The following is a 25,593-nucleotide window of genomic DNA, read 5'->3' as shown; positions in this document are numbered from 1 at the left end:
CGCGAGCCGTCGTACCTGCCGAACGGGGTGCGGTCGGTGTCGACGACGTAGCCGTGCTTCATGACGGCTCCCGCGGGGTGTGCGGCCCGGCGCCGGTTCTGGCGGTGACCTCCCGTACGGCCCGTACGGTGACGCAAGGCGCCGTCTCCACCAGGACGACCACCTCGTCCATCCGTGAAGCCCTCCCTCTCCCGAGCGTCCCGAGCCGACCCCGAACAGGGGCGTAAATAGTCAGGGCACTGAGTATGTGCCCAAGGATTCGTTCACGCTGCCACCGGGGCCTCCAGTCGTCAATACCCCGCTCAAGGCGGCCTGAACAGTTTTGATCCGTGCGGAAGACAGGTCGGTGTGCGGACGGTATTGTTCAGTGCACATACCAAAAAATGCTGGGCATACGACCGTGCCGACGATCCCTGGAGCGCACATGGCCGCGGTGGACCTCTCCACCCACCCCGGGCACCTGGCCCGCCGGCTGCAGCAGGCGCACTACCTGCTGTGGAACACGATGGTCTCCGAGGAGATCACCTCGCCGCAGTTCGCGGTCCTGAACGCGCTCGTCGCGGAGCGGGGGCTGGATCAGCGCACCGTGGGGGAGCGGGTGGGCCTGGACCGTTCCACCATCGCCGAGGTCGTCAGCAGGCTCGGCCGCCGGGGTCTGCTCGACAAGGTGCGCGACCCACAGGACGGCCGGCGCTCGGTGCTGCGCCTGACGGACGACGGGACGCGCACGCACCGCAGACTGACCGTGCGCACGGCACGGATGAACCAGATCTTCCTGGCCCCGCTCTCCGCCGAGGAGCAAACCGTGTTCTTCGACCTCATCCGGCGGGTGTCGGACGCCGCGGAGGGTCTCCGCAATCCGACGGAACCCCTGCCTGCTCCTCAGAACTCCTGACAGCCGTTGCGGACTTGACCTGGTCAGCGGTCGGTGCCGTGCGCGAGGCCGCCGGGTAGCGGGACGCGGTCGGCCGTGCCATCGCACGCGACGGACCCGGCGACGCAGACGGTCATCCCCGGGATACTCGTCGCTCATGGATGAGGTCGAGGTTGTCGTCGCCCATTCCGAGCGCGCGACCCTGCGCGTCGGCGATGTGTTCCTGAAGGTGGATGCCGATCAGGCGCGCATCGACGTGGAGGTCGCGGCGATGGCCCTGGTGCCGGTCCCGACCCCGGAGGTCCTGTGGCGCAAGCCGCCCGTGCTCGCGATCGCCGCGGTCCCGGGGACGGCACTCGGCCGCCTCGGCGAGCCGTCGACCGCGTCCCCGGCGGCGTGGGCCGCGGCCGGTGCCGCCATCCGGAAGGTGCACGAGGCGCCGTTGCCGCCCTGGCCCGGCCGGGGAAGGGGTCTCGACGAGTTGGCGGCGGATCTCGACGGCGAGTGCGAGTGGCTCGTGACGAACGGCGTCCTGCCCGCCGACCTGGTCACCCGCAACCGGGAGGTCGCCGAGGCCGTGTTCCGGCCGTGGACCCCGATGTTCACGCACGGCGACCTGCAGATCACTCATGTGTTCGTCGACGGTGACGAGATCACTGGCATCATCGACTGGTCCGAGGCGGGCGAGGGCGATGCCCTGTCCGACCTCGCCACCTTGACGCTCGGACACGAGGAGCGCCTCGGTGACCTTGTCGCCGGCTACGGCACCGACGTCGACCTCGCCGTGATCCGCGCGTGGTGGTCGTTGCGAAGCCTGCTGGTGGTTCGCTGGCTGGTCGAGCACGGCTTCGACCCGTTCGCGCCGGGCTGTGAGGTCGACGTGCTGAGATCCCGGATGTGAGGCCGCGCGGGCCTGACTGACATGAGCGCGTTCGGGCACATCGAGCAGGCCCTCCGCTGGGGTGCATCGCCTGCCCGTACTTCCGACGAAGGCCGGTGTGCCGGACCCGGTCCGGCACGGCCTCTTCGCGGGGAGTCTCACGCGGACGCGAAGACCACCCACACCTGGCCGCTCGCGAAGTTCATCGGCGCGCCGTCGTTCGTCGTGAACTCCGTGCCGTCCGTCGCGGTCGGCCGCTTCCAGTCGGCGTCGAAGGCCCGGCCGTCGCGCAGCACCTTCGCCGTTCCCGAGCCGACCGTCTGCGTGAAGGGTGTGTTGTTGCCGAGGACGTCGTGGTACTTCGACTTGCGCAGTTTCACGTACTGCACGACCACGGTCGCCGGGGCCACCCTCTTGCCGTCCGTCGTGACCGTCGGCGTCCCGTCCGTCGACACCAGCCAGCGGTGCGTGCTCGCGGACCAGGAGAAGGTGAAGCGGGCGGCCGGGAAACGCACCGTCCGGGACGTCTCCGGGGTGCCGCCCGCCGGGGCCGCGCCGAAGCGGAACCCGGTGGTGAGGGCGTCGGCGCCGGGGGCCGACCGCAGCAGTCGGCCGGGCCGCACATAGAGATTGTGGGGGGCGGGCTTGGCGGTGCCGCGGTAGTAGGCGTCGGCGTTCCGCTCGGGCGGCGCCGGCCGCAGCGGTGCCTTGTCGATGACCGGCAGCAGCTTGTGCTGGGCGCCCGAGAAGGCGAGCGTCGGCTCGTCGAACTGGCGCAGCAGCTCCAGGTCGGACTCGCGGGCGCTGCGCACCGGTCCGACCGCCTTCGGCAACCGGGTCGCGTAGATCGCCATCAGCCGGCTCAGGCCACCCTCGACCTGTTCCGCGTACACGATGTCCGCCGCGTCGAGGCCCGTCTGGGGGCGGGCCGCACCCACGTTGTCGATCTTCACGGCGAGGACGGAGCCGACACTGTCGGCACTGGCGCGACCAGGGGTCGGCCCCGGCGACTGGCTCTGGCCGGGAGTCCGGGCGCGCCCGTCGGCGTGCGCGCCGCCGCCCGAGGCGCAGCCCGTCATCAGGGAGCCCGTCGCCGCGACCGCCAGCATCGCCGCCGCCATCGCGCGGCACCGCATCGGGGTCTTCTGTCGTATGCCCACCGTGCCGCCCTTTCCTGTGCCATCGATTTATATGTTCATATGTTCATCGGTGCTCATACCCGTTCTTTTTGAGGTCGTGCGCGATGAGCGGACCGGATCGACGCACGGATTGCTCCGCCGCCGATCCAAGGCGAGGGCCGGCCGGGCGCGGCCGGTGGGGCCAGTGGGTTCGGTGGGGCCAATGGTTTCGGTGACTTCGCTGGGGCCCCCTTGGGACTGGCGGATCGGCGGGTGGGACGGGACAAGGGCCGGGCCGGGCGGGGCTGGGCCCGGAGAGACCCGGAGGGGAAACCGGGTTCGTGGTCGTCAGTCCGGCGGCCCGAGGATTTCCGCGAGGTCGTACCCCACGGGCTCGTCCAACTGGCCGTAGGTGCAGCTCTCGGCGGTCCGGTCAGGGCGCCAGCGGCGGAAGCGGGCCGTGTGGCGGAACCGTACGCCGTTCTCCATGTGGTCGTACGCCACCTCGGCCACCCGTTCCGGCCGCAGCGGTACCCAGGAGAGGTCCTTCTTCGCCGACCATCTGCTGGGCGCGCCCGGCAACCGGGCGGACTCGTGCGCCGACTCCTGCGACCAGGCGGCCCAGGGGTGCTGCTCGATGTCCTCCATGCGCAGCGGCTCCAGTTCCGCCACCAGCTCGGCCCGCCGCTTCATGGGGAAGGCCGCGCTCACCCCCACGTGCTGGAGGACGCCCGCGTCGTCGTACAGCCCGAGCAGCAGGGAACCGACGATCGGGCCACTCTTGTGGAAGCGGTACCCCGCCACGACGACGTCCGCGGTGCGCTCGTGCTTGATCTTGAACATGGCCCGCTCGTCCTGCCGGTACGGCCCGGTGAGCGGCTTGGCGATCACCCCGTCGAGCCCGGCGCCCTCGTACTGTTCGAACCACCGTTGCGCCACCTCCCGGTCGGTGGTCGCCGGTGCCAGATGGACCGGTGCCGTCGTCCCCGACAGCGCCGTCGTCAGCAGGGCGCGCCGGTCGCCCAGCGGCACGTCGAGCAGTGACTCGTCGGCCAGCGCGAGCAGATCGAAGGCGACGAAGGAGGCGGGGGTCCTCTCCGCCAGCGTCCGCACCCGCGACTGGGCCGGGTGGATCCGCTCGGTGAGCGCGTCGAAGTCGAGCCGGCCGTCCCTGGCGATCACGATCTCGCCGTCCATCACACAACGCTCCGGCAGCCGCTCGCGCAGCGCCTCCACCAGCTCGGGGAAGTACCTGGTCAGCGTCTTGCCGGTGCGGCTGCCGAGCTCGACCTCGGCTCCGTCGCGGAACACGATCGCGCGGAACCCGTCCCACTTCGCCTCGTAGTGCATGTCCGGCGGGATCTTCGCCACGGACTTGGCGAGCATCGGCTTCACGGGCGGCATCACCGGCAGATCCATGCTTCGATTCTGCGGCGACACGGAGCGGTTCGCCCGGTGTGCGAGGCGGGCGGGGTGCGCCTACCGTGGCCCGCATGGGCGAAGCGGTGGAACTCGAGGCAGCCGGCAGGACCGTACGTCTGTCCAGCCCGGACAAGATCTTCTTCCCGGAGCGCGGCTTCACGAAGCTGGACCTCGCCCAGTACTACCTCGCCGTCGGCGACGGCATCCTGCGCGCCCTGCGCAACCGCCCCACCACCCTGGAGCGCTACCCGGACGGAGTCGAGGGCGAGAACTTCTTCCAGAAGCGGGCGCCCAAGAACATGCCGGACTGGATCCCGACCGCCCACATCACCTTCCCCAGCGGCCGCAGCGCCGACGAGATGTGCCCCACCGAGGTGGCGGCCGTGCTCTGGGCCGCGCAGTACGGCACGCTCACCTTTCACCCGTGGCCGGTGCGCCGCGACGACGTCGACCGCCCCGACGAACTCCGCATCGACCTCGACCCGCAGCCCGGTACGGACTACGAGGACGCCGTGCGCGCCGCCCACGAACTGCGCGAGGTTCTCCACGAGTACGGGGACCTGCGCGGCTGGCCCAAGACCTCCGGCGGGCGCGGCCTGCATGTCTTCGTGCCGATCGCACCGCGCTGGACCTTCACCCAGGTGCGCCGCGCCGCCATCGCGGCCGGGCGTGAACTGGAGCGCCGGATGCCCGACCGGGTGACCACGGCCTGGTGGAAGGAGGAACGGGGCGAAAAGATCTTCGTGGACTACAACCAGACGGCCCGGGACCGCACCATCGCCTCCGCCTATTCGGTACGTCCCCGGCCGCACGCCCCCGTCTCCGCACCGCTGCGCTGGGAAGAGGTGGCGGAGGCCCGCCCCCGGGACTTCGACCTGGCGACCATGCCGGGGCGCTTCGCCGAACTCGGCGACGTGCACGCGGACATGGACGACCACGCCTTCTCCCTCGAGGCGCTGCTGGAACTGGCCGCCCGCGACGAGCACGACCACGGTCTGGGGGATCTGCCGTATCCGCCCGAGTACCCGAAGATGCCGGGCGAGCCGAAGCGGGTGCAGCCGAGCCGGGCCAAGCGGGCGGAAGGCCAGGCGTAGACCGGCGGCCCGCCGGGCGCGGGTGACGGGCGCGGGTGACGGGTGGCAGGCCGCTCCCGTCGCGCGGGCGCCGTCGGGCAGGGCGTCCTGAGCGCGGTTGCCTTCGGCCCGGCAGGGCGTCGTCGGCGCTGTTGCCTTCGGCCGGGCAGGGCGTCCTGGGCGCGGTTGCCTTCGGCCGAGGGCGCGGGGCCCGGCGCCGGGAGCGCTCTCATCGGGTGCTTCCCGGGGCTATCCTGATCGGCAACCGCCGAGGAGGAGCCCTGAGGTGACCGAGACAGCGTCGCGCCCCACACTGGAGGCCGTGGCCGCCAGGGCGGGGGTCTCCCGGGCCACCGCGTCGCGTGTGGTCAACGGCGGCGACGGAGTGCGCGAACCACTCGTCGAACGGGTCCGGCAGGCCGTCGAGGAACTCGGTTACGTCCCCAACCAGGCTGCCCGCAGTCTGGTCACCCGGCGCCACGACGCGGTCGCCGTCGTCATCGCCGAACCGGAGACCCGGGTCTTCGCCGACCCCTTCTTCGGTCTCCAGCTCCGCGGCATCAGCAAGGAGTTGACGGCGCACGACTCGCAACTCGTCCTGCTGCTCACGGAGGGCCGCGACGACCACGCGCGGGTGGGCCGGTACCTCGCCGGCGGACACGTCGACGGCGCGCTCGTCTTCTCGCTGCACCTCGACGACCCGCTGCCCGAGCTGATCCACGGCGCCGGCGTGCCGACCGTGTTCGGCGGACGGCCCGGCTGGGGCGACGGCACCCGCGACGCCGCGGCCCCGGTGTACGTCGACAGCGACAACCGGGGCGGCGCCCGCGCGGCCGTACGCCACCTGGTCGCCCTGGGGCGTACCCGCGTCGCGCACATCACCGGCGCCCTCGACCAGACCTCCGCCGTCGACCGGCTCGACGGGTTCCGCGACGTCATGGCCGACGCCGATCCGCGGCTCGTGGTCGAGGGCGACTTCACGCCCGCGGGCGGCGAGCGTGCGATGCGCGAACTGCTGGAGCGCTGCCCGGACGTCGACGCGGTGTTCGCCGCGAACGACCTGACCGCCTCGGGAGCCCTGCGGGTGCTGCGCGAGCGGGGGCGGCGGGTGCCGGAGGACGTCGCGGTGATCGGTTTCGACGACATGCTGCCGGTCGCGGAGCAGACGGATCCGCCGCTCACCACGGTCCGTCAGGACATAGAGGAGATGGGACGGTTGATGGCTCGTCTGCTCCTGCGGGATCTCGACCGGCGTACGGCGAAGGAGAGCGCGGTGCGCGGCCCCACCGACGTGATCCTGCCGACGACGTTGGTACGACGGGCCTCCGCGTAGCCGGACCGAACGGTGCGGGCGCCAGGACCGCGCGGCGACGCCGGGCTGCCGGGGCCGACACGGGACTGTGCGACGAGGGGAACGGCGGGGCCGGCCACGGGGGTCGGGGACGGAGCGGGAATGCGGGGGACGGAGCGTCGGGAGCCGGTGACGGGCCGGCCGGCCCTTGGCGGGGCCGGCCGGCCCGTCCGCTCCCGGCGTCGCCGCGGCGGGGCTCAGCTCGGCCGCGGGGCGCTCTTGATCACCGCGAAGCGTGCCCCGTGCGGGTCGGCGAGCTTGGCCATGCGGCCGACGCCCTCCAGATCCGTGGCGGGCATACGGACCGTGCCGCCCAGCTCCTGCGCCCTGGAGACGATCGCGTCCGTGTCGGTCACCTCGAAGTACGGCAGCCAGTACGCACCGGACGCGGCCTCGGTCGGGTCGTCGGCCAGCGGGACGACGCCGCCGAACATGTCCGTCTCCTCGGTCCCGGCGGGATTGACGCAGGTGTACGTGCCACCGGGGAACGGCGCGGCCGAGGTCTCCCAGCCGAACACGGAGTTGTAGAACGCGGCGGCCGCTGCGACGTCCGGGGTGTAGAGCTCGACCCAGCACAGCGAGCCGGGGTCGCCCGCCACGTCGACGCCCTTGGTCCGGGCGGGCTGCCAGAGGCCGAAGGGCACGCCCGCCCGGTCGGTCAGAATCGCCATGTGGCCCTCGCCCATGACATCCATGGGCAGGAAGACCGCACTGCCCCCGGCCTGCTCGGCGGCCTTGGTGGTGGCCTCCGCGTCGGGGGTCTGGAAGTACACCGTCCAGGAGGGCGGCCCCTGTTCGGAGGTGGTCTGCATGCCGCCTGCGACGGTCTTGCCGTCGAGCTGGAAGAAGCCGTAGCCGCCGGCGTCGGGCCCCGCCGACTGGAATCGCCAGTCGAAGAGGCCTCCGTAGAAGGAGGTGGCGCCGTCGATGTCGGGCGTGCCGATATCGAGCCAGTTCGGAGCGCCGGAAACAAAGCGGGTGGTGAGCATGAGTGCCCTCCTTTGAGGGGTCCCGTTGTCTGCTTCGCCGAGTCTTGCACCGCCCACTGACAATCGCGGCCGGGACGCGGGGCCTGGCGCGGCCCGTGATGCGAGCGATCGCGCCGGTTACCACGGGTGACCGAAGATGTTTGTATTGTTTTCATGGCGCCCGCGCGCCGCCGTGCTCCCGTGCGGTCGGCAGGAGCATCATCGGGGCCGCCGGAACGCTCGGAACGTGGCGTTGATCCGGCGTTGATCGAACGTTTTTCGATCCGGGGCAGGCTCTTCGGCATGCACACCGACACCATCATCCCCGCCGACTCCGACTGGCAGGAGCAGGCGCTGTGCGCGCAGACCGGGGCGGAGTTCTTCTTTCCCGAGCCGGGCAGCTCGGTGCGTGAGGCAAAGCGCATCTGCGGCATGTGCGAGATGCGCCCGGCCTGTCTCGAATACGCGCTGAACAACGACGAGCGTTTCGGCGTCTGGGGTGGCCTCTCCGAGAAGGAACGGCTCAGCCTCCGGCGCGCGGACCGACACTGACCGGCCGCGCTCCCGCGCGTACGGTTCCGGCCCACCCCCACCCGTACTCCGGCACACCCTCCATCCCCCTTCGACGACCGCCGCGCGGCCGGTGCGCCGTCATGCGGTACGGCGGCCAGTCGGCGACGGCCCGGAAGCCGGTGCCGCCTCCGCCGAGGACGCTGCCGCCCGGCTCGAAGGGCGTCACCTCGGCGTCGAAGGACAGCCGGTGCGCCTCGACCCCGTCGATCCGCCCCACGAGGCCAGTGAGCCAGTCGATCACCCGGTCCGGCATGGAACCCGAGGTGTCGTACGCGATGACGAGTGCCTTGTCCCGTACCGGCCCGCGCCGCGAGGGCATCAGCTCCTGACCGAGCGCCGCGAGCAGCGCGCCTCGCTTCTTGGGGCACACGAACCGCTCGCCGTCGTGTACGACACCTCGGTGGCCGTCTCGAAGACGGGGTCCGCGCGCAGCTCCGGGTCGGCGAACAGGTGCCGTCGCACCAGATGCCGCGCCTCGTGGAACAGCACGAACTTCGCGCCGTCCAGGCCGAGTCGTACGAAGAAGTCCGGGTTGTGGAGCAGCAGGCAGGTGCCGTCGCCCGAGGCCACCACGGCCGCCGTGTCCACCGCGGTCGTGGTCAGTTCGATGGTGGCGCTCCGCGCACAGCCAGGACGTCACCGCCGACTCGGTCGGACCGAAGTCCGGCAGCGCGGCCTCCTTGAGCCGCCGCGCCCGCTCGACCACCTCCGGGCCGGCCGACCGGTAGCGGCCGAACGTCCTGCGGTCCGCCAGATCGACGACGGGTGACGACGCCCGCCTCGCACACGAAGTTCACCCACCGGGTCCGGCAGTCTCGGCGCAGCGACTCGGCCACCGGTACGACCTGCCCGCGGCCGGGGCCGTGCGGTATCCCGCGCACGATCGCGCGGCGCATCGCGTCGTCCGCGAAGAGATGCCGCCACACCAGGGCGTTGAGTTCTGGATCGTCCTCCTCCAGAACCCACAGCAGTACGGAGGACGGCACGGGCGTGCGCGTCCACCAGGAGTACACCGAGCGCCGGGCGTCGGTGTCCCGCGCGGACCCTCCCGGCTCCTCGTCGGTCGGCGGGCAGGGCCGCAGGCCGATCCGCCGCCGTACCCGCTCGGCCTCCCCGGCTTCGAGCAGACCCAGCAGGAACCCGGCCGCCCGTTCCGACGTGGTGTGGTCAAGCATGGCCGCATGATGCCGTAGCCGGGGGCGGGCCCGCACCGGGAAATCGGTCCACCGAGCGGCAGTAGGCGGGCACGGCCCCCGTGTGGACCGGGATCCCCGGCGGCACGCCGAGCGCCCGCCGACTCCCTACGGTCACCGTCGCGGCGGCCGGGAGCACCGCGCCGCCACCCGGTGGCCGACGCGCGGGACGCGGCGCCGGCCCGGGTGGCGGCGTAGGGGTGGGGCGACCGTCCGGGGCCGCCGGGCCCCGGTGGTGCGACGTGCGCTGGGTGTCAGCCGGCGGCGCGCGCGGCCATCCGCGCCTTGCGTGCCGCGAGCTTCTCGTCGAACTTCGAGGCTTCCGAGTCCAGGCCGCCCATGAAGAAGCCGAGCTCCTCCTGGGCCTGGAGGCCCTCCGGGCCGAGGCCGTCCATCTCCAGGACCCTGAGATGGCGCAGCACCGGCTGCAGCACGTCGTCGTGGTGGATGCGCATGTTGTAGACCTCGCCGATGGCCATCTGCGCGGCGGCGCGCTCGAAGCCGGGCATGCCGTGTCCGGGCATCCGGAAGTTGACGATGACGTCGCGGACGGCCTGCATGCTCAGGTCGGGGGCCAGCTCGAACGCGGCCTTGAGCAGGTTCCGGTAGAAGACCATGTGCAGGTTCTCGTCGGTCGCGATGCGCGCCAGCATCCGGTCGCAGACCGGGTCGCCCGACTGGTGACCGGTGTTGCGGTGCGAGACGCGGGTCGCGAGTTCCTGGAAGGCGACGTACGCGACCGTGTGCAGCATCGAGTGGCGGTTGTCCGACTCGAAGCCCTCGTTCATGTGCACCATACGGAACGCCTCGAGCTTGTCGGGGTCGACGGCGCGGGAGGCGAGCAGGTAGTCGCGCATCACGATGCCGTGCCGGCCCTCCTCCGCGGTCCAGCGGTGCACCCAGGTGCCCCAGGCGCCGTCACGGCCGAAGAGCGCGGCGATCTCGTGGTGGTAGCTCGGCAGGTTGTCCTCGGTGAGGAGGTTGACGACCAGCGCGATCCGGCCGATCTCCGTGACCTTCGACTGCTCCTTGCCCCAGGCCTCGCCGTCCTCGAACAGGCCGGGGAAGTTGCGCGCGTCGCTCCACGGCACGTACTCGTGCGGCATCCAGTCCTTGGCCACCTTGAGATGGCGGTTGAGCTCGGTTTCGACCACTTCCTCCAGCGCGTACAGCAGCCGAGCGTCGGTCCAGGCCGCGGACGGACTGCCGAGGTGGGGAGAAGTAATCGTCACGGGTGCTCCAGGGGACGTGAAAGTACTGAGCGAGTTACTGAGCGGGATACTGAGTGAGTCACTGAGCGTGTTACCGGGCGAGCTGCTGAAACGAATGACTGGACGTACGACGGAACGTACGACTGGGTGGGGACAAAACCTACGGCATCGTAAGCTACGTATCCGTAGGTTACGAAACCGTAGGTTAAGTTCGCTGTAAAGAGTGCCTGATCAGCGAGGTATTCCAGGCGGTATCGCGTCTCTCGGGGCTCGCTCCGAAGCCCCATCGACCACTCCCGCCTCACCCGCCTCGGGAGCCGAACGGATGGGTCGTTCACTCGTTCAGGTGTACAACTCCCGTAGTCGTACCGAGAGACAGGTCACACAGCCCTCGAGCTTCTCGAACTCGCCGATGTCCACGACGACCGGCTCGTGGCCGAGGCCCGCGAGCAGCTCCGCGGTCTTCGGGGCGCTCGCCGCCATCAGCAGCTTGTCGCCGCCGAGCAGCACCACGTGGGCCCCGGACTCCTCCGGCACCGGCAGGAAGCTCGGGAACAGCGACGGCGTGTCCACCAGCGGCTCGTAGCCGATGACCGTCCCGTCGGGCAGCGCGGTGACCGCCGACTTGAGATGCAGCACCTTGCTCACGGGTACGGGGACGACACGCGCCCCGAGCGGTTCGAGGGCCGCGCGCAGCTGCTGGACCCCGGCCGCGTTGGTACGCCCGCCGAGGCCCACGTACACCGTGTCGCCGACCTTGAGGACGTCGCCGCCGTCCAGGGTGCCGGGCTCCCAGATCCAGTTCACCGAGCAGCCCAGCCGGGCCACGGCCTCCTCCACCCCGGCGGTCTCGCCGCGCCGGGACTCGGCGCCGGGGCGGGCGATCAGCGCGACGTTGCGGAAGACGACGACGGCGTCCTCCACGAACACCGAGTCGGGGCAGTCGTCGGCCGGATCCACCTCGACGGTGTCCCAGCCGTGCGTGCGCAGGGCCTGCGCGTACGCCTCCCACTGCTCCACCGCCAGGTCGACGTCCACCTTCTCGCGCTCGATGTGCGTCACGAGCCCCTCGGTGAGACGGGGGCTGGGCCTGCGGATGAGTGCTTTCTGGCTGGGCACGTGCGGTCTCCGAATCGGCAGGGTGCGTCGGCGCACATCATGCAGCGCCGTTCGCGCGCGCAACACCCCCCGCCGGACGCGACGCGGTCCGGCCCGACGGCAGGAGGCCGCCGGCCGGCCCCGGGAACTTCGGGACCGACGCCGGACGGCCCCGCGTCCCGACCGACGTTAGCCAGCCCCGCGGGTCCCCGCTAGGCGGGATACCCGACAGCTTCCGGCGTCGTTTCTTTCAGTTCTCCTCCTTCCAGCACCAGCCAGCGTGTGATTCCGATCGACTCCAGGAACGGCACGTCGTGGCCGGCGACCATCAGCGCGCCCTCGTACGAGTCCAGGGCGGTGGTGAGCTGGCGGACGCTCGCCATGTCGAGGTTGTTCGTCGGCTCGTCGAGCATCAGGAGCTGCGGCGCGGGATCGGCCAGCATCAGCGCCGCCAGCGCCGCCCGGAAGCGTTCGCCGCCGGAGAGGGTCGCCGCCCGCTGATCGGCCCGCGCCCCCTTGAAGAGGAAGCGGGCGAGCCGCGCCCGGATCCGGTTGTTGGTGGCGTCCGGCGCGAAACGGGCCACGTTCTCGGCGACCGTCAGCTCGTCGTCGAGGACATCGAGCCGCTGGGGCAGGAATCGGGTCGGCACATGGGTCCGGGCCTCGCCGGACACCGGGGCCAGTTCCCCGGCGATCGTCCGCAGCAGCGTGGTCTTGCCCGCGCCGTTGCGCCCGATCAGCGCGATCCGCTCGGGTCCGCGCAGATCGAACAGGCCTTCTACCCGCGCGCCGTACCTCAGCTCCAGCTTCTCCAGCGTGAGGACGGCACGGCCGGGCGGCACCGCCGTGTACGGCAGGTCGACGCGGATCTCGTCGTCGTCCCGGACCGCCTCCACCGCGTCGTCGAGCCGTTCCTTCGCCTCGGCGAGCCGCTCCTGGTGCATGATGCGGTGCTTGCCCGCGGATTCCTGGGCGGACCGTCTGCGCGCCCCCATGACGATCTTCGGCTCGCGCTTCTGGTCGTTCATCTTCTGGCCGTACCGCTTGCGGCGGGCCAGTTTGACCTGTGCGTCGACCAGCTCGCGCTTCTGCTTGCGCAGATCGGCCTCGGCGACGCGCACCATGCGCTCCGCGGCCTCCTGTTCGTCGGCGAGCGCCTCCTCGTACGCGGAGAAGTTGCCCCCGAACCAGGTGACCTCGCCGGAGCGCAGATCGGCGATCTGGTCGACCAGGTCCAGCAGCTCACGGTCGTGGCTGACCACGACCATGACCCCGGACCAGGCCTCGACGGCCGCGTACAGCCGGCGCCGCGCGTACAGGTCGAGGTTGTTGGTGGGTTCGTCCAGCAGCAGTACGCCGGGCCGGCGGAGCAGGAGCGCGGCCAGCCGGAGCAGCACCGACTCGCCGCCCGACACCTCGCCGATGGTGCGGTCCAGCCCGACGTGGCCGAGACCGAGTTCGCCGAGCGTCGCGAGCGCGCGCTCCTCGACGTCCCAGTCGTCGCCGACGGTCTCGAAGTGTTCCGCGGCAGCGTCGCCCGCCTCGATGGCGTGCAGCGCGGCGCGGGTGGCGGCGATACCGAGCACCTCGTCGACCCTGAGGCCGGTGTCGAGCGTGACGTTCTGCGGGAGGTACCCGATCTCGCCCGCGACACGGACCGTGCCGTCGGCCGGGGCGAGTTCTCCCGCGATCAGCTTCAACAGGGTCGTCTTCCCCGATCCGTTGACGCCGACGAGTCCGGTCCTGCCGGGGCCGAAGGCGATCCGCAGGTCGTCGAAGACGGTGGAGCCGTCGGGCCAGGAGAAGGAGAGTGAGGTACAGGTGATGGATGCAGACATGGGGCCTCGCGGTCGCTTGAGGGGTTCAAGGGCAACGCGTGTGAGACACCGCGGGGCGGCGGACCGCAGAGAGAGGTGAGAGTCCCGTGTCAGAAAGGCGGCTCATGCACCGAGGTCGCACGCCACGCACGGACCGGCCGGAAACGGCGGGTCCGGGGGAGCGGTGTCTTCCGACCTCAGTAGAGCAACGTCCTTCTCCGTTCGACGGCAACAGAACCGCTGTACACCGTAGGAACGGGTACAAGGGCTGTCAACGCATTAACGTGACCGGCCCCCGTCCCCGTCCGTCCCCGTCCGTCCCCCGAAGGAGCCCCCGTGCCCAACGGCCCGCTGTCGCTGCCCGCCCGGCTCTACCTGCTGTCCTGGGACACCACGCGGCTCAAGGTCACCGGCGAGACCCACCTCCACCATCTGGTCCGCGCCGGCGCGCTCACGGAGCTGGCCCAGCGCGGGCTGCTCGCCGATGTGGACGGCATCGCCACGCCGGTGGACATCGACGCCCACACGGGTGACCTCGCCCTCGACGGACTGCTGGAACTCGTCGAGGAGTCCCGGCCGCGCAAGTGGAAGACCTGGGTGACACTCCGGGCGCGCGTCACCCTCGACGCGGTCCGCGCGCAGCTCGCCGCCGAGGGATATCTGACGGCCGGGAAGAAGCGGGTGCTGGGGCTCTTCCCGTCCGTGGACTACCGGCTGGCACGGGTGGAGGCGGTGGACGCGCTGCGGGAGGAGGCACGGGCGGTCCTGCGGGGGCCCCTGCCCGTGACGGAGGTCTGCGACCGGGACGCGGCCCTCGTCGCCCTGGCCGCCGCGGCCGAGCTGCGCACCCTCGCACCGGGCAAGGACCGCAAGCTCTACAAGGAGCGCATCGAGGAGCTCACCGAGCGCAGCGGAGCGGCGGCCCCGGCGCTGAAGAAGGTCATCCAGGAAGTGCGTACGGCGATGATCGTGGCGGCCACCGCGGCCTCGACCGCGGGAGCGGCGTCGGGCGGCTGACCGGGGCGGTGGTGCCGGCCTCTGGTGCCGCGGAACGCACATGCGGCGTGCCGTGCCGCCGGGGCTCGCGGGGTTCGCGTCGCCCGGGCTCGTCGGACTTGCGGGGCTCGCGGGCCGCGTGGGCCTCGCGTCGTCGGGGCCGTCGACCCGCGGACGCTCACCTCGCCCATGGTGTGCGCCCGGGTCCGCTCCGTCCCGTGCTCACCGGCTCGGAGCACCGTCCGCCGGAGGGCCGGGCCGTGCCCGGCTCCGGAAACGCGCGTGCGTGGCGGCGGACCGGGTCAGCAGGTGCCCCGCATGAGTTCCGCCAGGTCGTGGTCCAGGTCGACCTGGAGGTGTTCGTGCCCGACGGGCACCAGCTCGGTCGTGCGCCGCAGGAAGTGCCGCATCTCGCCCGAGCGCACATGCACCACTGCGGTGCCCTCGGGGGCGTGGAACTCCAGAACGGTGCGGTCGTAGCCGTACGGCCGCACCCGGACGTCGCCGTACCCCACGGAGTCCTCCATGCCGGAGGCGAGCAGTTCGCGGGCGAACGTCCAGCACACCTCGACGCCCTCCAGCGTGGCCGGGGCCGGGAAGGTCATACGGACGGCGAAGGGGTCGCTCCGGTCGTAGTGAAGCGTTGCGGGAATGCTCGGCATCCGCGGCACGGCGGCGACGAGACGGGCCTCTACGGGCTGCTCGATGACGGTGGACAACGCCTTGCTCCCTTGTGACGGCTGGACGAACTTCGGGCGGATGATGCCACGCATCTGAAGAGACGAAAGAACGAGCCGTTCAGTGCACCTGGGACCCGAGTGACCTCTGTCACCGAGCCCTCCCACGCGGTCGCCCGCGGCAGACCGTGATGATCCATTTCCAGTCCCCCGCGTGCCCGCGATACCGGAGAGGACACCAACCGGCGCCCCGGGGTTCCCGCCGAGGACATCTGGACGGAGCCGGGCGAGTGGGCTAGCTTCGCCCGCCATGAGGGGCTTGGGGAAGTCGAGACGTACGAGTCGGGCGGTCACCGTGGGACTGTGCGCGGCCGCGTTCGCCGCCGCGCTGACGGCGGCGGCACCCGCGCAGGCGCGCGAAACCGGGAAGGCCGCCCACTGGGAACTCAAGGACAGCGGTACGGACGCACGGTTCCGCGGACTGTCCGCCGTCAGCCGGAACACCGCCTGGGCGGCCGGATCGAAGGGCACCGTGCTGCGCACCACGGACGGCGGCGCGAGCTGGCGCGACGTCTCGCCGCCCGGCGCCACCGAACTCGAGTTCCGTGACATCGAGGCGTTCGACGCACGGCGCGCCGTGGCCCTGACCATCGGAGAGGGAGAGGCGTCCCGGGTCTTCCGCACCGACGACGGCGGCGTCACCTGGGCCGAGTCCTTCCGCAACACCGATCCGAAGGCCTTCTACGACTGCCTCACCTTTTTCGACGGGCGCCACGGCCTGGCGATGAGCGACCCCGTGGACGGCAGGTTCCGCATCCTGTCGACGAGTGACGGCGGGCGCTCCTGGAAGGTGCTGCCCGGTGACGGCATGCCCGCCGCGCAGGAGGGCGAGGCGGGTTTCGCGGCGAGCGGGCAGTGCCTCGTGAGCGCGGGACCGCGAGACGTGTGGCTGGCCACCGGCGGAGGCGCACGCGCGCGCGTGCTGCACTCCGCCGACCGGGGACTGACCTGGAAGGCCTCCGACACACCGATCCCGGCCGGCGACCCGGCACGCGGAGTCTTCGCCCTCGCCTTCCGCGACCGCGCCCACGGCCTCGCGGTCGGCGGCGACTACCGGGCCGACCAGACGTCCCCACGGGCGGCGGCCGTCAGCGGCGACGGCGGCCGCGCCTGGACCCCGGCCGGCCGGCCGCCGCCCGCCTACCGCTCCGGCGTCGCCTGGCTCCCGCACAGCCGTACCTCCGCCCTCGCGGTCGGCCCGACCGGCACCGACCTCACGACCGACGGCGGGCGCACCTGGCGGACCCTGGACACCGGCTCCTACGACACCGTGGACTGCACTCCCGACCTGGGCTGCTGGGCCGCCGGTGAGAAGGGCCGGGTCGCACGTCTGGAGCGCTGACCCGGAGCCGGAGCCGGAGCCGGGGCCGTGCGAGGAGCGGCGGCACCGGGCCGGAGGCGAGCGCGGCCCGGCCCCTCCGCCCGCCGGACGGCCCCGTAGGCTCGTCGGCACCATGAAGACCGTACGCGTTCCCGCGGGTTGGCCCGCGACGGAGGAGCAGGCCCGCGCCGCCCAGGACGAGTTGCGCGGGCGGGTGGTGCTCGACGAGCCGGGACCGCCGCCCGGCACCGGCACGGTGACGGGGGTCGACGTGGCCTACGACGACGAGCGGGACCTCGTCGTGGCCGCCGCCGTCGTGCTCGACGCCGCGTCCCTGCGAGTCGTCGCCGAGGCCACCGCCGTCGGACAGGTCTCCTTCCCGTACGTCCCCGGGCTGCTCGCCTTCCGTGAGATCCCGACGGTGCTGGCCGCGCTCGACACCCTGCCGTGCCCGCCGGGCCTGGTCGTCTGCGACGGATACGGTCTCGCCCACCCGCGCCGGTTCGGCCTCGCCAGCCACCTCGGCGTACTCACCGGGCTTCCCACGATCGGGGTCGCCAAGAACCCGTTCGCCTTCGCGTACCAGGAGCCCGGTGCCCCGCGCGGCAGCGCGTCACCCCTGCTCGCCGGCGCGGACGAGGTGGGACGGGCGCTGCGCACCCGGGACGGCGTCAAACCGGTGTTCGTGTCCGTCGGCCACCGGGTGAGCCTGGACCACGCATGCGCGCACACGCTGGCGCTCACCCCGAGGTACCGCCTCCCGGAGACCACCCGGCGGGCGGACTCCCTGTGCAGGCGGGCCCTCCAGGAGGCAACGCCTTGACCGGTTCGACCCGTTGACCGCGTACGCGTTCTGAGTACCTGTACGGATGTGCCGGCACCCGGGTGACCGGCAGGCTGTGCCGTATGACGACGCACCGATCCCCGAAGCCCGCCGCCCGCCCGGACGGACCCGGCCGCCCCGCACAGCCCGTCGAGCGTGCCGTGACGGCCGCGCTGGTCCTCTCCGTCGTCGCCGGGGTCGGCTGGGTGGGCGGAATGATCTACACGGTGCTGGAGTGGCCGTTGTGACCCCGGGGGCCGCTACCGGGAGGCCGCGACCCGGAAGGTGATCCCCGCCGCGCGGAGCCGTGCGAGGAGCGCGTCGCCCATCGCCACCGCCGTCGTGACCTGACCGGCCGTCCGCGGCAGGTCGTCGAAGGCGAGCGACAGCGCGGACTCGGCGAACATCTTGGCGGTCTCGTCGTAGCCGGGGTCACCGCCCGCCACCTCGGTGAACACCCGCTTCCCGCCGCCCTCGCCCACGAACCGCACGGAGAACCAGCTTTTGGCCCGAAGTGCGGCGCTCGGCCCCTCGCCCGGCTTGATCCGGCCGGACAGCCACCGCCGCGCGGGCGGCAGTTGGGCGGCCGCGAACACCGCGCCGACGGCCGCGACCCCGCCCACCGCGATCGGCAGCCGCTGGACGGCCGCGTAGTGGCGGTAGCGGAAGTCGGGCCCGTACCGCGGTAGTGCCCGCGCCGAACGCCGCACGATCTGCGGGTCGATCGTGGGCAGCGGAAGGGCCCAGGCGCCGACCTCCTTGGCGTACCGGGGCGCGCTCACCGGCGCGGACGCACGCCGTTCCATCAGCCGCGGCTCGTGCCGCCCGCGGTCCCGTGCCGCGGTCAGGATCTGCCGGCCGCGCGCGAACTGGGTGAGCGCCGAGGCGAACGTGCCGCCCGAGAACATCGCCTGGGCGCGCACGAATCCGTCGACCCTCAGCGGTACGCCCTCGGGCAGCTGCCGCACCGTGAAGTACGCGCCCAGGTCGTGCGGGACCGAGTCGAAGCCGCAGGCGTGCACGAGCCGGGCCCCGGTCTCCCGGGCGCGCGCGTCGTGCCGGACGTACATCAGGTCCACGAACTCGGGTTCACCCGTGAGGTCCAGATAGTCGGTGCCCGCGTCGGCGCAGGCGGCGACGAGTTCCTCGCCGTGCACGATGTACGGCCCGACCGTCGTGGCCACCACGCGCGCGCCCCGGGCCAGTTCACGCAGCGACGCCGGATCGGAGACGTCCGCCCGGATGACGTCGGGGGTACCGGCCAGCCGTTCGCGCAGCCGCTCCAGTTTCTTCGGGTCGCGCCCCGCGATCGCCCAGCGCAGCCCCTCCGGCGCGTGCGCGGCGAGGTACTCCGCGGTGAGTGCCCCGACGAAGCCCGTGGCTCCGAAGAGCACGATGTCGTACGCGCGATCCGTCTCTTTCGCCCTGGTCATGACACTCCCACTCTCGACCGCGCGCGAGCGGGCGGTGCCCCCGCTGCCGTGCGCGAAGCGCCGTTGTCGGTGGCTGAGGCTAGCGTGAGGTGCGAACAGCCGGACGACGAGGTCGGGCGAAGAGGCCGGAGGTGACCGTGGCCGTGCCGGGGAGCACCGTGAGACGGTGCGCGCGTGTGCGTGAGTCCGGCCGCCCGCTGACGAGAGCCGGCCGGTCCGCCGGCTCCGTCCGCGCCGTGCCGGCCGCTCCGGCCGCCCCCGGCCGTCTCGGATCCGGTCGGACCCGGATATCTCCGCCAGGGGCCGGTGCCGGGGCCGTGGAGTACGGAACCCGCTGATACGCCCGTGTCCGGCGTGTTTCGGCAGGGTACGGACGGCCTCTCCGTGGTTTCCTCCCAGGGATTTAACTAAGCGCTTGCTCGCCAGGGCTTGCCCGGCGTGGAACACGTTCTTAACATCTCTGATGTCACATCAGTGGTGTCACAGTGCTGGGGGCTTGATGGCAGTGGCAGGGACGACGGCGCACGGCCCGCTGGACGGGGTGCGCGTGGTCGAGCTGGCCGGCATCGGTCCCGGCCCGTTCGCCGCCATGCTCCTCGCCGACCTCGGCGCGGACGTCGTCCGCGTGGACCGGCCCGGCGGTCCGGGGCTCGGGATCGATCCGGAGTACGACGTCACCAACCGCAACAAGCGGTCGGTCGTGATCGACCTGAAGTCCGACGACGGTCCGGCCCGCGTCCTCGACCTGGTCGAACGCGCGGACATCCTCGTCGAGGGCTTCCGCCCCGGTGTGGCCGAGCGCCTCGGTGTCGGCCCCGGGGACTGTCACGCGCGCAACCCCCGGCTCGTCTATGGACGCATGACCGGCTGGGGCCAGCAGGGCCCGCTCGCCCAGCGCGCCGGGCACGACATCGCGTACATCGCCCCGACCGGCGTCCTCGGCATGATCGGCGGGCCGGACGAGCCCCCCGCGGTCCCGGCGAACCTCGTCGGGGACTACGCGGGCGGCTCGCTCTACCTCGTCGTCGGTGTCCTCGCCGCGCTCCACCACGCCCGCGCGACCGGCGCCGGACAGGTCGTGGACGCCGCGATCGTGGACGGCACCGCACACCTCTCCTCGATGATCCACGGCATGGTCGCCGCCGGCGGCTGGCAGGACCGGCGCGGCGCCAACCTCCTGGACGGCGGCTGCCCGTACTACGGGACGTACGAGACGTCCGACGGGAAGTACATGGCGGTGGGCGCCCTCGAAGCCCGGTTCTACGACGAGTTCGTGCGGCTGCTCGGCATCGAGGAGCACGCGGGCGCCCGCACGGACGTGGCCCGCTGGGGCGCGCTGCGCGCGACGGCCGCCTCGCGATTCAGGACCCGTACCAGGGAGGAGTGGACCGCTGTCTTCGACGGCTCCGACGCGTGCGTGGCCCCCGTCCTGTCGCTGGGCGAAGCTCCCGCGCACCCCCACCTCGCAGCCCGCGGCACCTTCACCGACCACGGCGGTATCACCCAGCCCGCGCCCGCGCCCCGCTTCTCCGTGACCCGCACGTCCGTCCGCTCCGGCCCCGCCCTGCCCGGTACGGGCGCGGCCGACGTGGCCCGCGACTGGGGCGTACCCCGCCTGGCCGAGGCCGAGGCCGAGGCCGAGGCCGACCGGACGAAGGACGGCGACTGATGCGGCTCGCCCTCCCGGCCGGCCCCGCGGGCGAGGCCCGGCAGGCCCCCGCCGCGGCCGCCGTCCCGAGGAAGGAGGCCGGCGCGGCCGTCCCGGACGCCTGCCGCGAGCCGATCTCACCGCACGGGCCCGAAGGCCACGTACGCGAGCGTGTCGAGGCCTTCCGGGGGGCCGGGGCCGACATGCTCGACGTCATCCCGGTCGGGGTCCGGTACCGGGCCGGCCGGCCGAGACCGTCAAGAGCCGGCTCCAGGAGGGGACACGCATGAAGCGGCAGATCTTCGGTACCGAGCACGACGCGTTCCGCGCGACCGTGCGCACCTTCCTCGCCAAGGAGGTGACGCCTTACTACGAGCAGTGGGAGAAGGACGGCATCGTCTCGCGCGAGGCCTGGCGGGCGGCCGGAAAACAGGGACTGCTCGGACTCGCCGTACCGCAGGAGTACGGAGGCGGCGGCAACGCCGACTTCCGCTACAGCGCCGTACTCGCCGAGGAGTTCACGCACGCGGGAGCCGCGGGTCTCGCCCTCGGCCTGCACAACGACATCATCGGGCCGTATCTGACCGGTCTGGGCACCGAGGAGCAGCGGCGGCGCTGGCTGCCCGGCTTCTGCGACGGCTCGCTGATCACCGCGATCGCGATGACCGAGCCGGGCGCCGGATCCGACCTCCAGGGCATCAGGACCCACGCCGAGGACCGGGGCGACCACTGGCTGCTCAACGGCTCCAAGACCTTCATCTCCAACGGGATCCTGGCCGACCTCGTGATCGTCGTCGCCCGTACGACCCCCGAAGGCGGTGCCCACGGCCTGTCCCTGCTGGTCGTCGAGCGCGGCATGGAAGGCTTCGAGCGTGGCCGCAACCTCGACAAGATCGGACAGAAGGCCCAGGACACGGCCGAGCTGTTCTTCCACGACGTCCGCGTCCCCAAGGAGAACCTGCTCGGCGAGCTCAACGGAGCCTTCGTGCACCTCATGACGAACCTCGCCCAGGAGCGCATGGGCATCGCCGTCGCCGGGATCGCCGCCGCCGAACACCTGCTGGACATCACCACGCGGTACGTCAAGGAGCGCGAGGCCTTCGGGCGGCCGCTGTCCAAGCTTCAGCACGTCCGCTTCGAGATAGCCGAGATGGCGACCGAGTGCGCCGTCACCCGGACGTTCCTCGACCGCTGCATCGTCGACCACTCGAACGGGGAACTCGACGCCGTGCACGCCTCGATGGCCAAGTGGTGGGCCACCGAACTGCAGAAGCGGGTCGCCGACCGCTGCCTGCAACTGCACGGCGGCTACGGCTACATGACGGAGTACCGCGTCGCGCGGGCCTTCACCGACGGCCGCATCCAGACCATCTACGGCGGGACCACCGAGATCATGAAGGAGATCATCGGACGCTCCCTGCTCGGCTGACCCTCCGCACCCTCCCTGAAAGGCTCACCGTGACCACCGAAGCGTACGTGTACGACGCGATCCGCACCCCGCGCGGCCGCGGCAAGGCGAACGGCGCCCTGCACGGCACCAAGCCCATCGACCTGGTCGTCGGGCTCATCCACGAGATCCAGCGACGCCTCCCGGGCCTCGACCCGGCCGCGATCGACGACATCGTGCTCGGCGTCGTGGGCCCCGTCGGCGACCAGGGCTCCGACATCGCCCGTATCTCCGCGATCGCCGCCGGACTGCCCGACACGGTCGCGGGCGTCCAGGAGAACCGCTTCTGCGCCTCGGGCCTGGAAGCCGTCAACCTGGCCGCGATGAAGGTCCGCTCCGGCTGGGAGGACCTGGTGCTGGCGGGCGGCGTCGAGTCGATGTCGCGGGTGCCGATGGCCTCGGACGGCGGCGCCTGGTTCGCCGACCCGATGACCAACATGGCCACCAACTTCGTGCCCCAGGGCATCGGCGCCGACCTCATCGCCACCATCGAGGGCTTCTCGCGGCGGGACGTCGACGAGTACGCGGCCCTGTCCCAGGAGCGTGCCGCCGCCGCCTGGAAGGACGGCCGGTTCGAGAAGTCCGTCGTCCCCGTCAAGGACCGCAGCGGGCTCGTCGTCCTCGACCACGACGAGCACCTGCGCCCCGGCACCACCGCCGACTCGCTCGGCAAGCTGAAGGCGTCGTTCGCGGACATCGGCGAGCTCGGCGGCTTCGACGCCGTGGCCCTGCAGAAGTACCACTGGGTCGAGCGGATCGAGCACGTGCACCACGCGGGCAACTCCTCCGGCATCGTCGACGGCGCCTCGCTGGTCGCCATCGGCTCGAAGGAGGTCGGCGAGCGTCACGGCCTCACCCCGCGCGCCCGGATCGTCGCCGCGGCCGTCTCCGGCTCCGAGCCCACCATCATGCTCACCGGCCCCGCGCCCGCCACCCGCAAGGCGCTCGCCAAGGCCGGACTGACCATCGACGACATCGACCTCGTCGAGATCAACGAGGCCTTCGCCGCGGTCGTCCTGCGCTTCGTGAAGGACATGGGCCTCTCCCTGGACAAGGTGAACGTCAACGGCGGAGCGATCGCGCTCGGCCACCCGCTCGGCGCCACCGGCGCGATGATCCTCGGCAGCCTCGTCGACGAACTGGAGCGCCAGGACAAGCGCTACGGCCTCGCCACCCTGTGCGTGGGCGGCGGCATGGGCATCGCCACCATCGTCGAGCGCGTCTGACCTTTCCCACGGATCAACGGACCCACGCATCTAACGGAGCACCCCTGATGAGCACTGAGCCCACCACCATCCGCTGGGAACAGGACGAGACCGGCGTCGTCACCCTCGTCCTCGACGACCCCAACCAGTCCGCCAACACGATGAACGAGGCGTTCCGCGCCTCCCTCGCCGCGATCACCGACCGGCTGGAAGCCGAGAAGGACTCGATCCGGGGCGTCATCCTCACCTCCGCCAAGAAGACCTTCTTCGCGGGCGGCGACCTGCGCGACCTCGTCCGGGTCACGCCCGAGACGGCCCAGGACCTCTTCGACGGCGGCCTCGCCATCAAGCGCGACCTGCGCCGCATCGAGACCCTCGGCAAGCCGGTCGTCGCCGCCATCAACGGCGCGGCCCTGGGCGGCGGGTTCGAGCTCGCCCTCGCCTGCCACCACCGGGTCGCCCTCGACACCTCCGGCACCAAGATCGGCTGCCCCGAGGTCACACTCGGCCTGCTCCCCGGAGGCGGCGGAATCGTCCGCACCGTGCGCCTGCTGGGCATCGCCGACGCCCTGCTGAAGGTCCTCCTCCAGGGCACGCAGTACAACGCGACCCGCGCCCGGGACAACGGCCTCGTCCACGAGGTGGCCGCCACCCCCGATGAACTGCTCGCCAAGGCCCGCGCGTTCATCGACGCCAACCCCGAGTCCCAGCAGCCCTGGGACAAGCCCGGCTACCGCATCCCCGGCGGCACCCCGTCGAACCCGAAGTTCGCGGCCAACCTGCCCGCGTTCCCGGCCAACCTGCGCAAGCAGACCAACGGCGCGCCCTACCCGGCCCCGCGCAACATTCTCGCGGCCGCCGTCGAGGGCTCCCAGGTGGACTTCGAGACGGCTCAGGCCATCGAGGCCCGCTACTTCGTCGAGCTGGCCGCGGGCCAGACCTCGAAGAACATGATCCAGGCGTTCTTCTTCGACCTCCAGGCCGTCAACTCCGGCGCCAACCGGCCCCAGGGCATCGCACCGCGCCCGGTCCGCAGGGTCGCCGTCCTGGGCGCCGGGATGATGGGCGCGGGCATCGCCTACTCGTGCGCCCGCGCGGGCATCGACGTCGTCCTCAAGGACGTCTCCGCGGAGGCGGCGGCCAAGGGCCGGGCCTACTCCGAGAAGCTCTGCGCCAAGGCCGTGTCCCGGGGCCGTACGACCCAGGAGCAGGCCGACGAGCTCCTCGCCCGCATCACCGCCACCGCCGACCCGAACGACCTGGCCGGCTGCGACGCCGTGATCGAGGCCGTCTTCGAGGACACCGCGCTCAAGCACAAGGTGTTCCAGGAGATCCAGAACGTCGTCGAGCCCGACGCGCTGCTCTGCTCCAACACCTCGACCCTGCCGATCACCGCGCTCGCCGAGGGCGTGGAGCGGCAGGACGACTTCATCGGACTGCACTTCTTCTCGCCCGTCGACAAGATGCCGCTGGTCGAGATCATCAGGGGCGAGCGGACCGGGGACGAGGCACTGGCGCGCGCCTTCGACCTGGTACGCCAGATCAAGAAGACGCCGATCGTCGTCAACGACTCGCGCGGCTTCTTCACCTCCCGTGTCATCGGGCACTTCATCAACGAGGGCGTCGCGATGGTCGGCGAGGGCATCGAGCCCGCCTCCGTCGAGCAGGCCGCCGCGCAGGCGGGCTACCCCGCGAAGGTCCTGTCCCTGATGGACGAGCTGACGCTCACCCTGCCGCGCAAGATCCGCAAGGAGTCGAAGCAGGCCGTCGAGGAGGCGGGCGGCACCTGGACGACGCACCCGGCGGAGGCGGTCATCGACCGCATGGTCGACGAGTTCGGCCGCCCCGGCCGCAGCGGCGGCGCCGGCTTCTACGAGTACGGCGAGGACGGCGGGCGCGGTGGGCTGTGGCCGGGACTGCGCGAGCACTACACCAAGCCCGGGTACGAGATCCCGTTCCGGGACATGCAGGAGCGCATGCTCTTCTCCGAGGCGCTGGACACCGTCCGGCTCGTGGAGGAGGGCGTGCTGACCTCCGTCGCGGACGCCAACATCGGGTCCATCTTCGGCATCGGCTTCCCGGGCTGGACGGGCGGTGTCCTGCAGTACATCAACGGCTACGAGGGAGGACTGCCCGGATTCGTGGCCCGCGCGCGGGAACTGGCCGACCGCTACGGGGAGCGGTTCACCCCGCCCGCGCTGCTCGTCGACAAGGCGGCGAAGGGCGAGCGGTTCAGCGACGGGAAGAGCGCGGCGTCACCCGCCGGAAAGTGATCCGCCACTGAGCGGTACGCCACTCCCGCTCCCCGGGGGCGGGGACCGGACGCCGACCGGCGGGCCGGCTCCCTCCTCCGGGAGTGCTCACGTGGTGTCGCGGTCCGGCACACGCGTGAACCGTGCTGTCGT

General features: G+C 71.9%; 22 protein-coding genes and 1 pseudogene. 14 read left to right on the top strand and 9 right to left on the bottom strand.

All coding sequences use genetic code 11. From position 1 onward, the window contains the following. The first annotated feature begins 424 nt into the window (after positions 1-424). Positions 425-895, top strand: a complete 471-nt coding sequence (locus ABZV34_RS23575; RefSeq protein WP_356279924.1) for a MarR family transcriptional regulator — start codon at positions 425-427, stop codon at positions 893-895. Positions 896-1,031: 136 nt separating this feature from the next. After that, positions 1,032-1,775, top strand: coding sequence for a phosphotransferase (locus ABZV34_RS23570; protein WP_356279922.1), 744 nt, complete (start codon positions 1,032-1,034; stop codon positions 1,773-1,775). Positions 1,776-1,912: 137 nt separating this feature from the next. On the opposite strand, the gene ABZV34_RS23565 is transcribed toward ABZV34_RS23570, so the two are convergent. Continuing rightward, a complete protein-coding gene (locus ABZV34_RS23565) occupies positions 1,913-2,833 on the bottom strand; it encodes a DUF3048 domain-containing protein (RefSeq protein ID WP_356280009.1) in 921 nt (306 codons plus the stop codon). Positions 2,834-3,220: 387 nt separating this feature from the next. After that, entirely contained in the window at positions 3,221-4,291 is a 1,071-nt protein-coding gene (locus tag ABZV34_RS23560) for an ATP-dependent DNA ligase (RefSeq protein WP_356279919.1), read from the bottom strand. Between the two features lie 74 nt (positions 4,292-4,365). Between ABZV34_RS23560 and ligD the strand changes: the two genes are divergently transcribed. Beyond that, the gene (ligD, locus tag ABZV34_RS23555; RefSeq protein WP_356279916.1) at positions 4,366-5,388 is read left to right on the top strand and encodes a non-homologous end-joining DNA ligase; all 1,023 of its coding nucleotides are present in this window, start codon (positions 4,366-4,368) and stop codon (positions 5,386-5,388) included. A gap of 265 nt (positions 5,389-5,653) precedes the next feature. Further along, entirely contained in the window at positions 5,654-6,700 is a 1,047-nt protein-coding gene (locus ABZV34_RS23550; protein WP_356279913.1) for a LacI family DNA-binding transcriptional regulator, read from the top strand. A 215-nt stretch (positions 6,701-6,915) separates the two neighbouring features. On the opposite strand, the gene ABZV34_RS23545 is transcribed toward ABZV34_RS23550, so the two are convergent. Next, on the bottom strand, positions 6,916-7,707 hold the full coding sequence (locus tag ABZV34_RS23545) for a VOC family protein (RefSeq protein WP_356279911.1): 792 nt from the start codon (positions 7,705-7,707) through the stop codon (positions 6,916-6,918). A gap of 282 nt (positions 7,708-7,989) precedes the next feature. Between ABZV34_RS23545 and ABZV34_RS23540 the strand changes: the two genes are divergently transcribed. Next, entirely contained in the window at positions 7,990-8,238 is a 249-nt protein-coding gene (locus ABZV34_RS23540; protein WP_168531122.1) for a WhiB family transcriptional regulator, read from the top strand. Positions 8,239-8,353: 115 nt separating this feature from the next. Here the strand turns inward: ABZV34_RS23540 and ABZV34_RS23535 are convergent. The 4 genes and pseudogenes from ABZV34_RS23535 to ABZV34_RS23520 form a co-directional block, all read right to left on the bottom strand. Continuing rightward, positions 8,354-9,013, bottom strand: a pseudogene (locus ABZV34_RS23535) (hypothetical protein); the annotation flags it as partial. A gap of 693 nt (positions 9,014-9,706) precedes the next feature. Next, positions 9,707-10,684, bottom strand: coding sequence for an acyl-ACP desaturase (locus ABZV34_RS23530; protein WP_356279909.1), 978 nt, complete (start codon positions 10,682-10,684; stop codon positions 9,707-9,709). Between the two features lie 321 nt (positions 10,685-11,005). Beyond that, on the bottom strand, positions 11,006-11,782 hold the full coding sequence (gene ddaH, locus ABZV34_RS23525; RefSeq protein ID WP_356279906.1) for a dimethylargininase: 777 nt from the start codon (positions 11,780-11,782) through the stop codon (positions 11,006-11,008). Between the two features lie 191 nt (positions 11,783-11,973). Then, a complete protein-coding gene (locus tag ABZV34_RS23520) occupies positions 11,974-13,599 on the bottom strand; it encodes an ABC-F family ATP-binding cassette domain-containing protein (protein ID WP_356279903.1) in 1,626 nt (541 codons plus the stop codon). Between the two features lie 315 nt (positions 13,600-13,914). Between ABZV34_RS23520 and ABZV34_RS23515 the strand changes: the two genes are divergently transcribed. Beyond that, positions 13,915-14,595 (top strand): GPP34 family phosphoprotein, encoded by a 681-nt coding sequence (locus tag ABZV34_RS23515; RefSeq protein ID WP_356279900.1) that lies wholly within the window; start codon positions 13,915-13,917, stop codon positions 14,593-14,595. Positions 14,596-14,876: 281 nt separating this feature from the next. Here the strand turns inward: ABZV34_RS23515 and ABZV34_RS23510 are convergent, their stop codons facing one another. Next, positions 14,877-15,293, bottom strand: a complete 417-nt coding sequence (locus ABZV34_RS23510; protein WP_356280006.1) for an SsgA family sporulation/cell division regulator — start codon at positions 15,291-15,293, stop codon at positions 14,877-14,879. Positions 15,294-15,561: 268 nt separating this feature from the next. Here ABZV34_RS23510 and ABZV34_RS23505 point away from each other — a divergent pair, with 268 nt between their 5' ends. From ABZV34_RS23505 to ABZV34_RS23495, 3 genes are all read left to right on the top strand, one after another. Continuing rightward, positions 15,562-16,653: an oxidoreductase gene (locus ABZV34_RS23505; protein WP_356279897.1), complete on the top strand. Its 1,092-nt coding sequence runs from the start codon at positions 15,562-15,564 to the stop codon at positions 16,651-16,653. 112 nt (positions 16,654-16,765) lie between these two features. Continuing rightward, complete coding sequence (locus tag ABZV34_RS23500; RefSeq protein ID WP_356279894.1) at positions 16,766-17,455, top strand: endonuclease V; 690 nt, start codon at positions 16,766-16,768, stop codon at positions 17,453-17,455. An 83-nt stretch (positions 17,456-17,538) separates the two neighbouring features. Next, positions 17,539-17,703 carry a hypothetical protein gene (locus ABZV34_RS23495; protein ID WP_356279891.1) on the top strand — a complete coding sequence of 55 codons (165 nt, stop codon included), beginning with the start codon at positions 17,539-17,541 and terminating at the stop codon, positions 17,701-17,703. A gap of 12 nt (positions 17,704-17,715) precedes the next feature. Here the strand turns inward: ABZV34_RS23495 and ABZV34_RS23490 are convergent, their stop codons facing one another. After that, complete coding sequence (locus ABZV34_RS23490) at positions 17,716-18,888, bottom strand: saccharopine dehydrogenase NADP-binding domain-containing protein (RefSeq protein WP_356279888.1); 1,173 nt, start codon at positions 18,886-18,888, stop codon at positions 17,716-17,718. A gap of 499 nt (positions 18,889-19,387) precedes the next feature. Here ABZV34_RS23490 and ABZV34_RS23485 point away from each other — a divergent pair, with 499 nt between their 5' ends. The 5 genes from ABZV34_RS23485 to ABZV34_RS23465 are packed head-to-tail and all read left to right on the top strand — an operon-like array spanning position 19,388 to position 25,461. After that, positions 19,388-20,557: a CaiB/BaiF CoA-transferase family protein gene (locus ABZV34_RS23485; RefSeq protein WP_356279885.1), complete on the top strand. Its 1,170-nt coding sequence runs from the start codon at positions 19,388-19,390 to the stop codon at positions 20,555-20,557. Further along, entirely contained in the window at positions 20,557-20,826 is a 270-nt protein-coding gene (locus ABZV34_RS23480) for a hypothetical protein (protein WP_356279882.1), read from the top strand. Before ABZV34_RS23485 ends, ABZV34_RS23480 begins: the two co-directional genes overlap by 1 nt. Continuing rightward, the gene (locus ABZV34_RS23475) at positions 20,823-21,965 is read left to right on the top strand and encodes an acyl-CoA dehydrogenase family protein (RefSeq protein WP_356279879.1); all 1,143 of its coding nucleotides are present in this window, start codon (positions 20,823-20,825) and stop codon (positions 21,963-21,965) included. Before ABZV34_RS23480 ends, ABZV34_RS23475 begins: the two co-directional genes overlap by 4 nt. Positions 21,966-21,994: 29 nt before the next feature. Beyond that, positions 21,995-23,209 carry an acetyl-CoA C-acetyltransferase gene (locus ABZV34_RS23470; protein ID WP_356279876.1) on the top strand — a complete coding sequence of 405 codons (1,215 nt, stop codon included), beginning with the start codon at positions 21,995-21,997 and terminating at the stop codon, positions 23,207-23,209. A gap of 47 nt (positions 23,210-23,256) precedes the next feature. After that, positions 23,257-25,461, top strand: a complete 2,205-nt coding sequence (locus ABZV34_RS23465; RefSeq protein WP_356279874.1) for a 3-hydroxyacyl-CoA dehydrogenase NAD-binding domain-containing protein — start codon at positions 23,257-23,259, stop codon at positions 25,459-25,461. Positions 25,462-25,593: the final 132 nt, after the last annotated feature.

Source organism: Streptomyces sp. NPDC005195, assembly GCF_040608315.1.
Lineage (GTDB): Bacteria > Actinomycetota > Actinomycetes > Streptomycetales > Streptomycetaceae > Streptomyces > Streptomyces kaempferi.
This window is presented reverse-complemented; position numbering and strand designations above follow the sequence as displayed.

Excerpts from the sequence above, each read along its gene's own strand:
- ABZV34_RS23575 (WP_356279924.1), top strand. The coding sequence starts at position 425 with ATGGCCGCGGTGGACCTCTCCACCCACCCCGGGCACCTGGCCCGCCGG.
- ABZV34_RS23570 (WP_356279922.1), top strand. The coding sequence starts at position 1,032 with ATGGATGAGGTCGAGGTTGTCGTCGCCCATTCCGAGCGCGCGACCCTG.
- ABZV34_RS23565 (WP_356280009.1), bottom strand. The coding sequence starts at position 2,833 with ATGACGGGCTGCGCCTCGGGCGGCGGCGCGCACGCCGACGGGCGCGCC.
- ABZV34_RS23560 (WP_356279919.1), bottom strand. The coding sequence starts at position 4,291 with ATGGATCTGCCGGTGATGCCGCCCGTGAAGCCGATGCTCGCCAAGTCC.
- ligD (WP_356279916.1), top strand. The coding sequence starts at position 4,366 with ATGGGCGAAGCGGTGGAACTCGAGGCAGCCGGCAGGACCGTACGTCTG.
- ABZV34_RS23545 (WP_356279911.1), bottom strand. The coding sequence starts at position 7,707 with ATGCTCACCACCCGCTTTGTTTCCGGCGCTCCGAACTGGCTCGATATC.
- ABZV34_RS23540 (WP_168531122.1), top strand. The coding sequence starts at position 7,990 with ATGCACACCGACACCATCATCCCCGCCGACTCCGACTGGCAGGAGCAG.
- ABZV34_RS23520 (WP_356279903.1), bottom strand. The coding sequence starts at position 13,599 with ATGTCTGCATCCATCACCTGTACCTCACTCTCCTTCTCCTGGCCCGAC.
- ABZV34_RS23505 (WP_356279897.1), top strand. The coding sequence starts at position 15,562 with ATGAGGGGCTTGGGGAAGTCGAGACGTACGAGTCGGGCGGTCACCGTG.
- ABZV34_RS23500 (WP_356279894.1), top strand. The coding sequence starts at position 16,766 with ATGAAGACCGTACGCGTTCCCGCGGGTTGGCCCGCGACGGAGGAGCAG.
- ABZV34_RS23495 (WP_356279891.1), top strand. The coding sequence starts at position 17,539 with ATGACGACGCACCGATCCCCGAAGCCCGCCGCCCGCCCGGACGGACCC.
- ABZV34_RS23490 (WP_356279888.1), bottom strand. The coding sequence starts at position 18,888 with ATGACCAGGGCGAAAGAGACGGATCGCGCGTACGACATCGTGCTCTTC.
- ABZV34_RS23485 (WP_356279885.1), top strand. The coding sequence starts at position 19,388 with ATGGCAGTGGCAGGGACGACGGCGCACGGCCCGCTGGACGGGGTGCGC.
- ABZV34_RS23480 (WP_356279882.1), top strand. The coding sequence starts at position 20,557 with ATGCGGCTCGCCCTCCCGGCCGGCCCCGCGGGCGAGGCCCGGCAGGCC.
- ABZV34_RS23475 (WP_356279879.1), top strand. The coding sequence starts at position 20,823 with ATGAAGCGGCAGATCTTCGGTACCGAGCACGACGCGTTCCGCGCGACC.
- ABZV34_RS23465 (WP_356279874.1), top strand. The coding sequence starts at position 23,257 with ATGAGCACTGAGCCCACCACCATCCGCTGGGAACAGGACGAGACCGGC.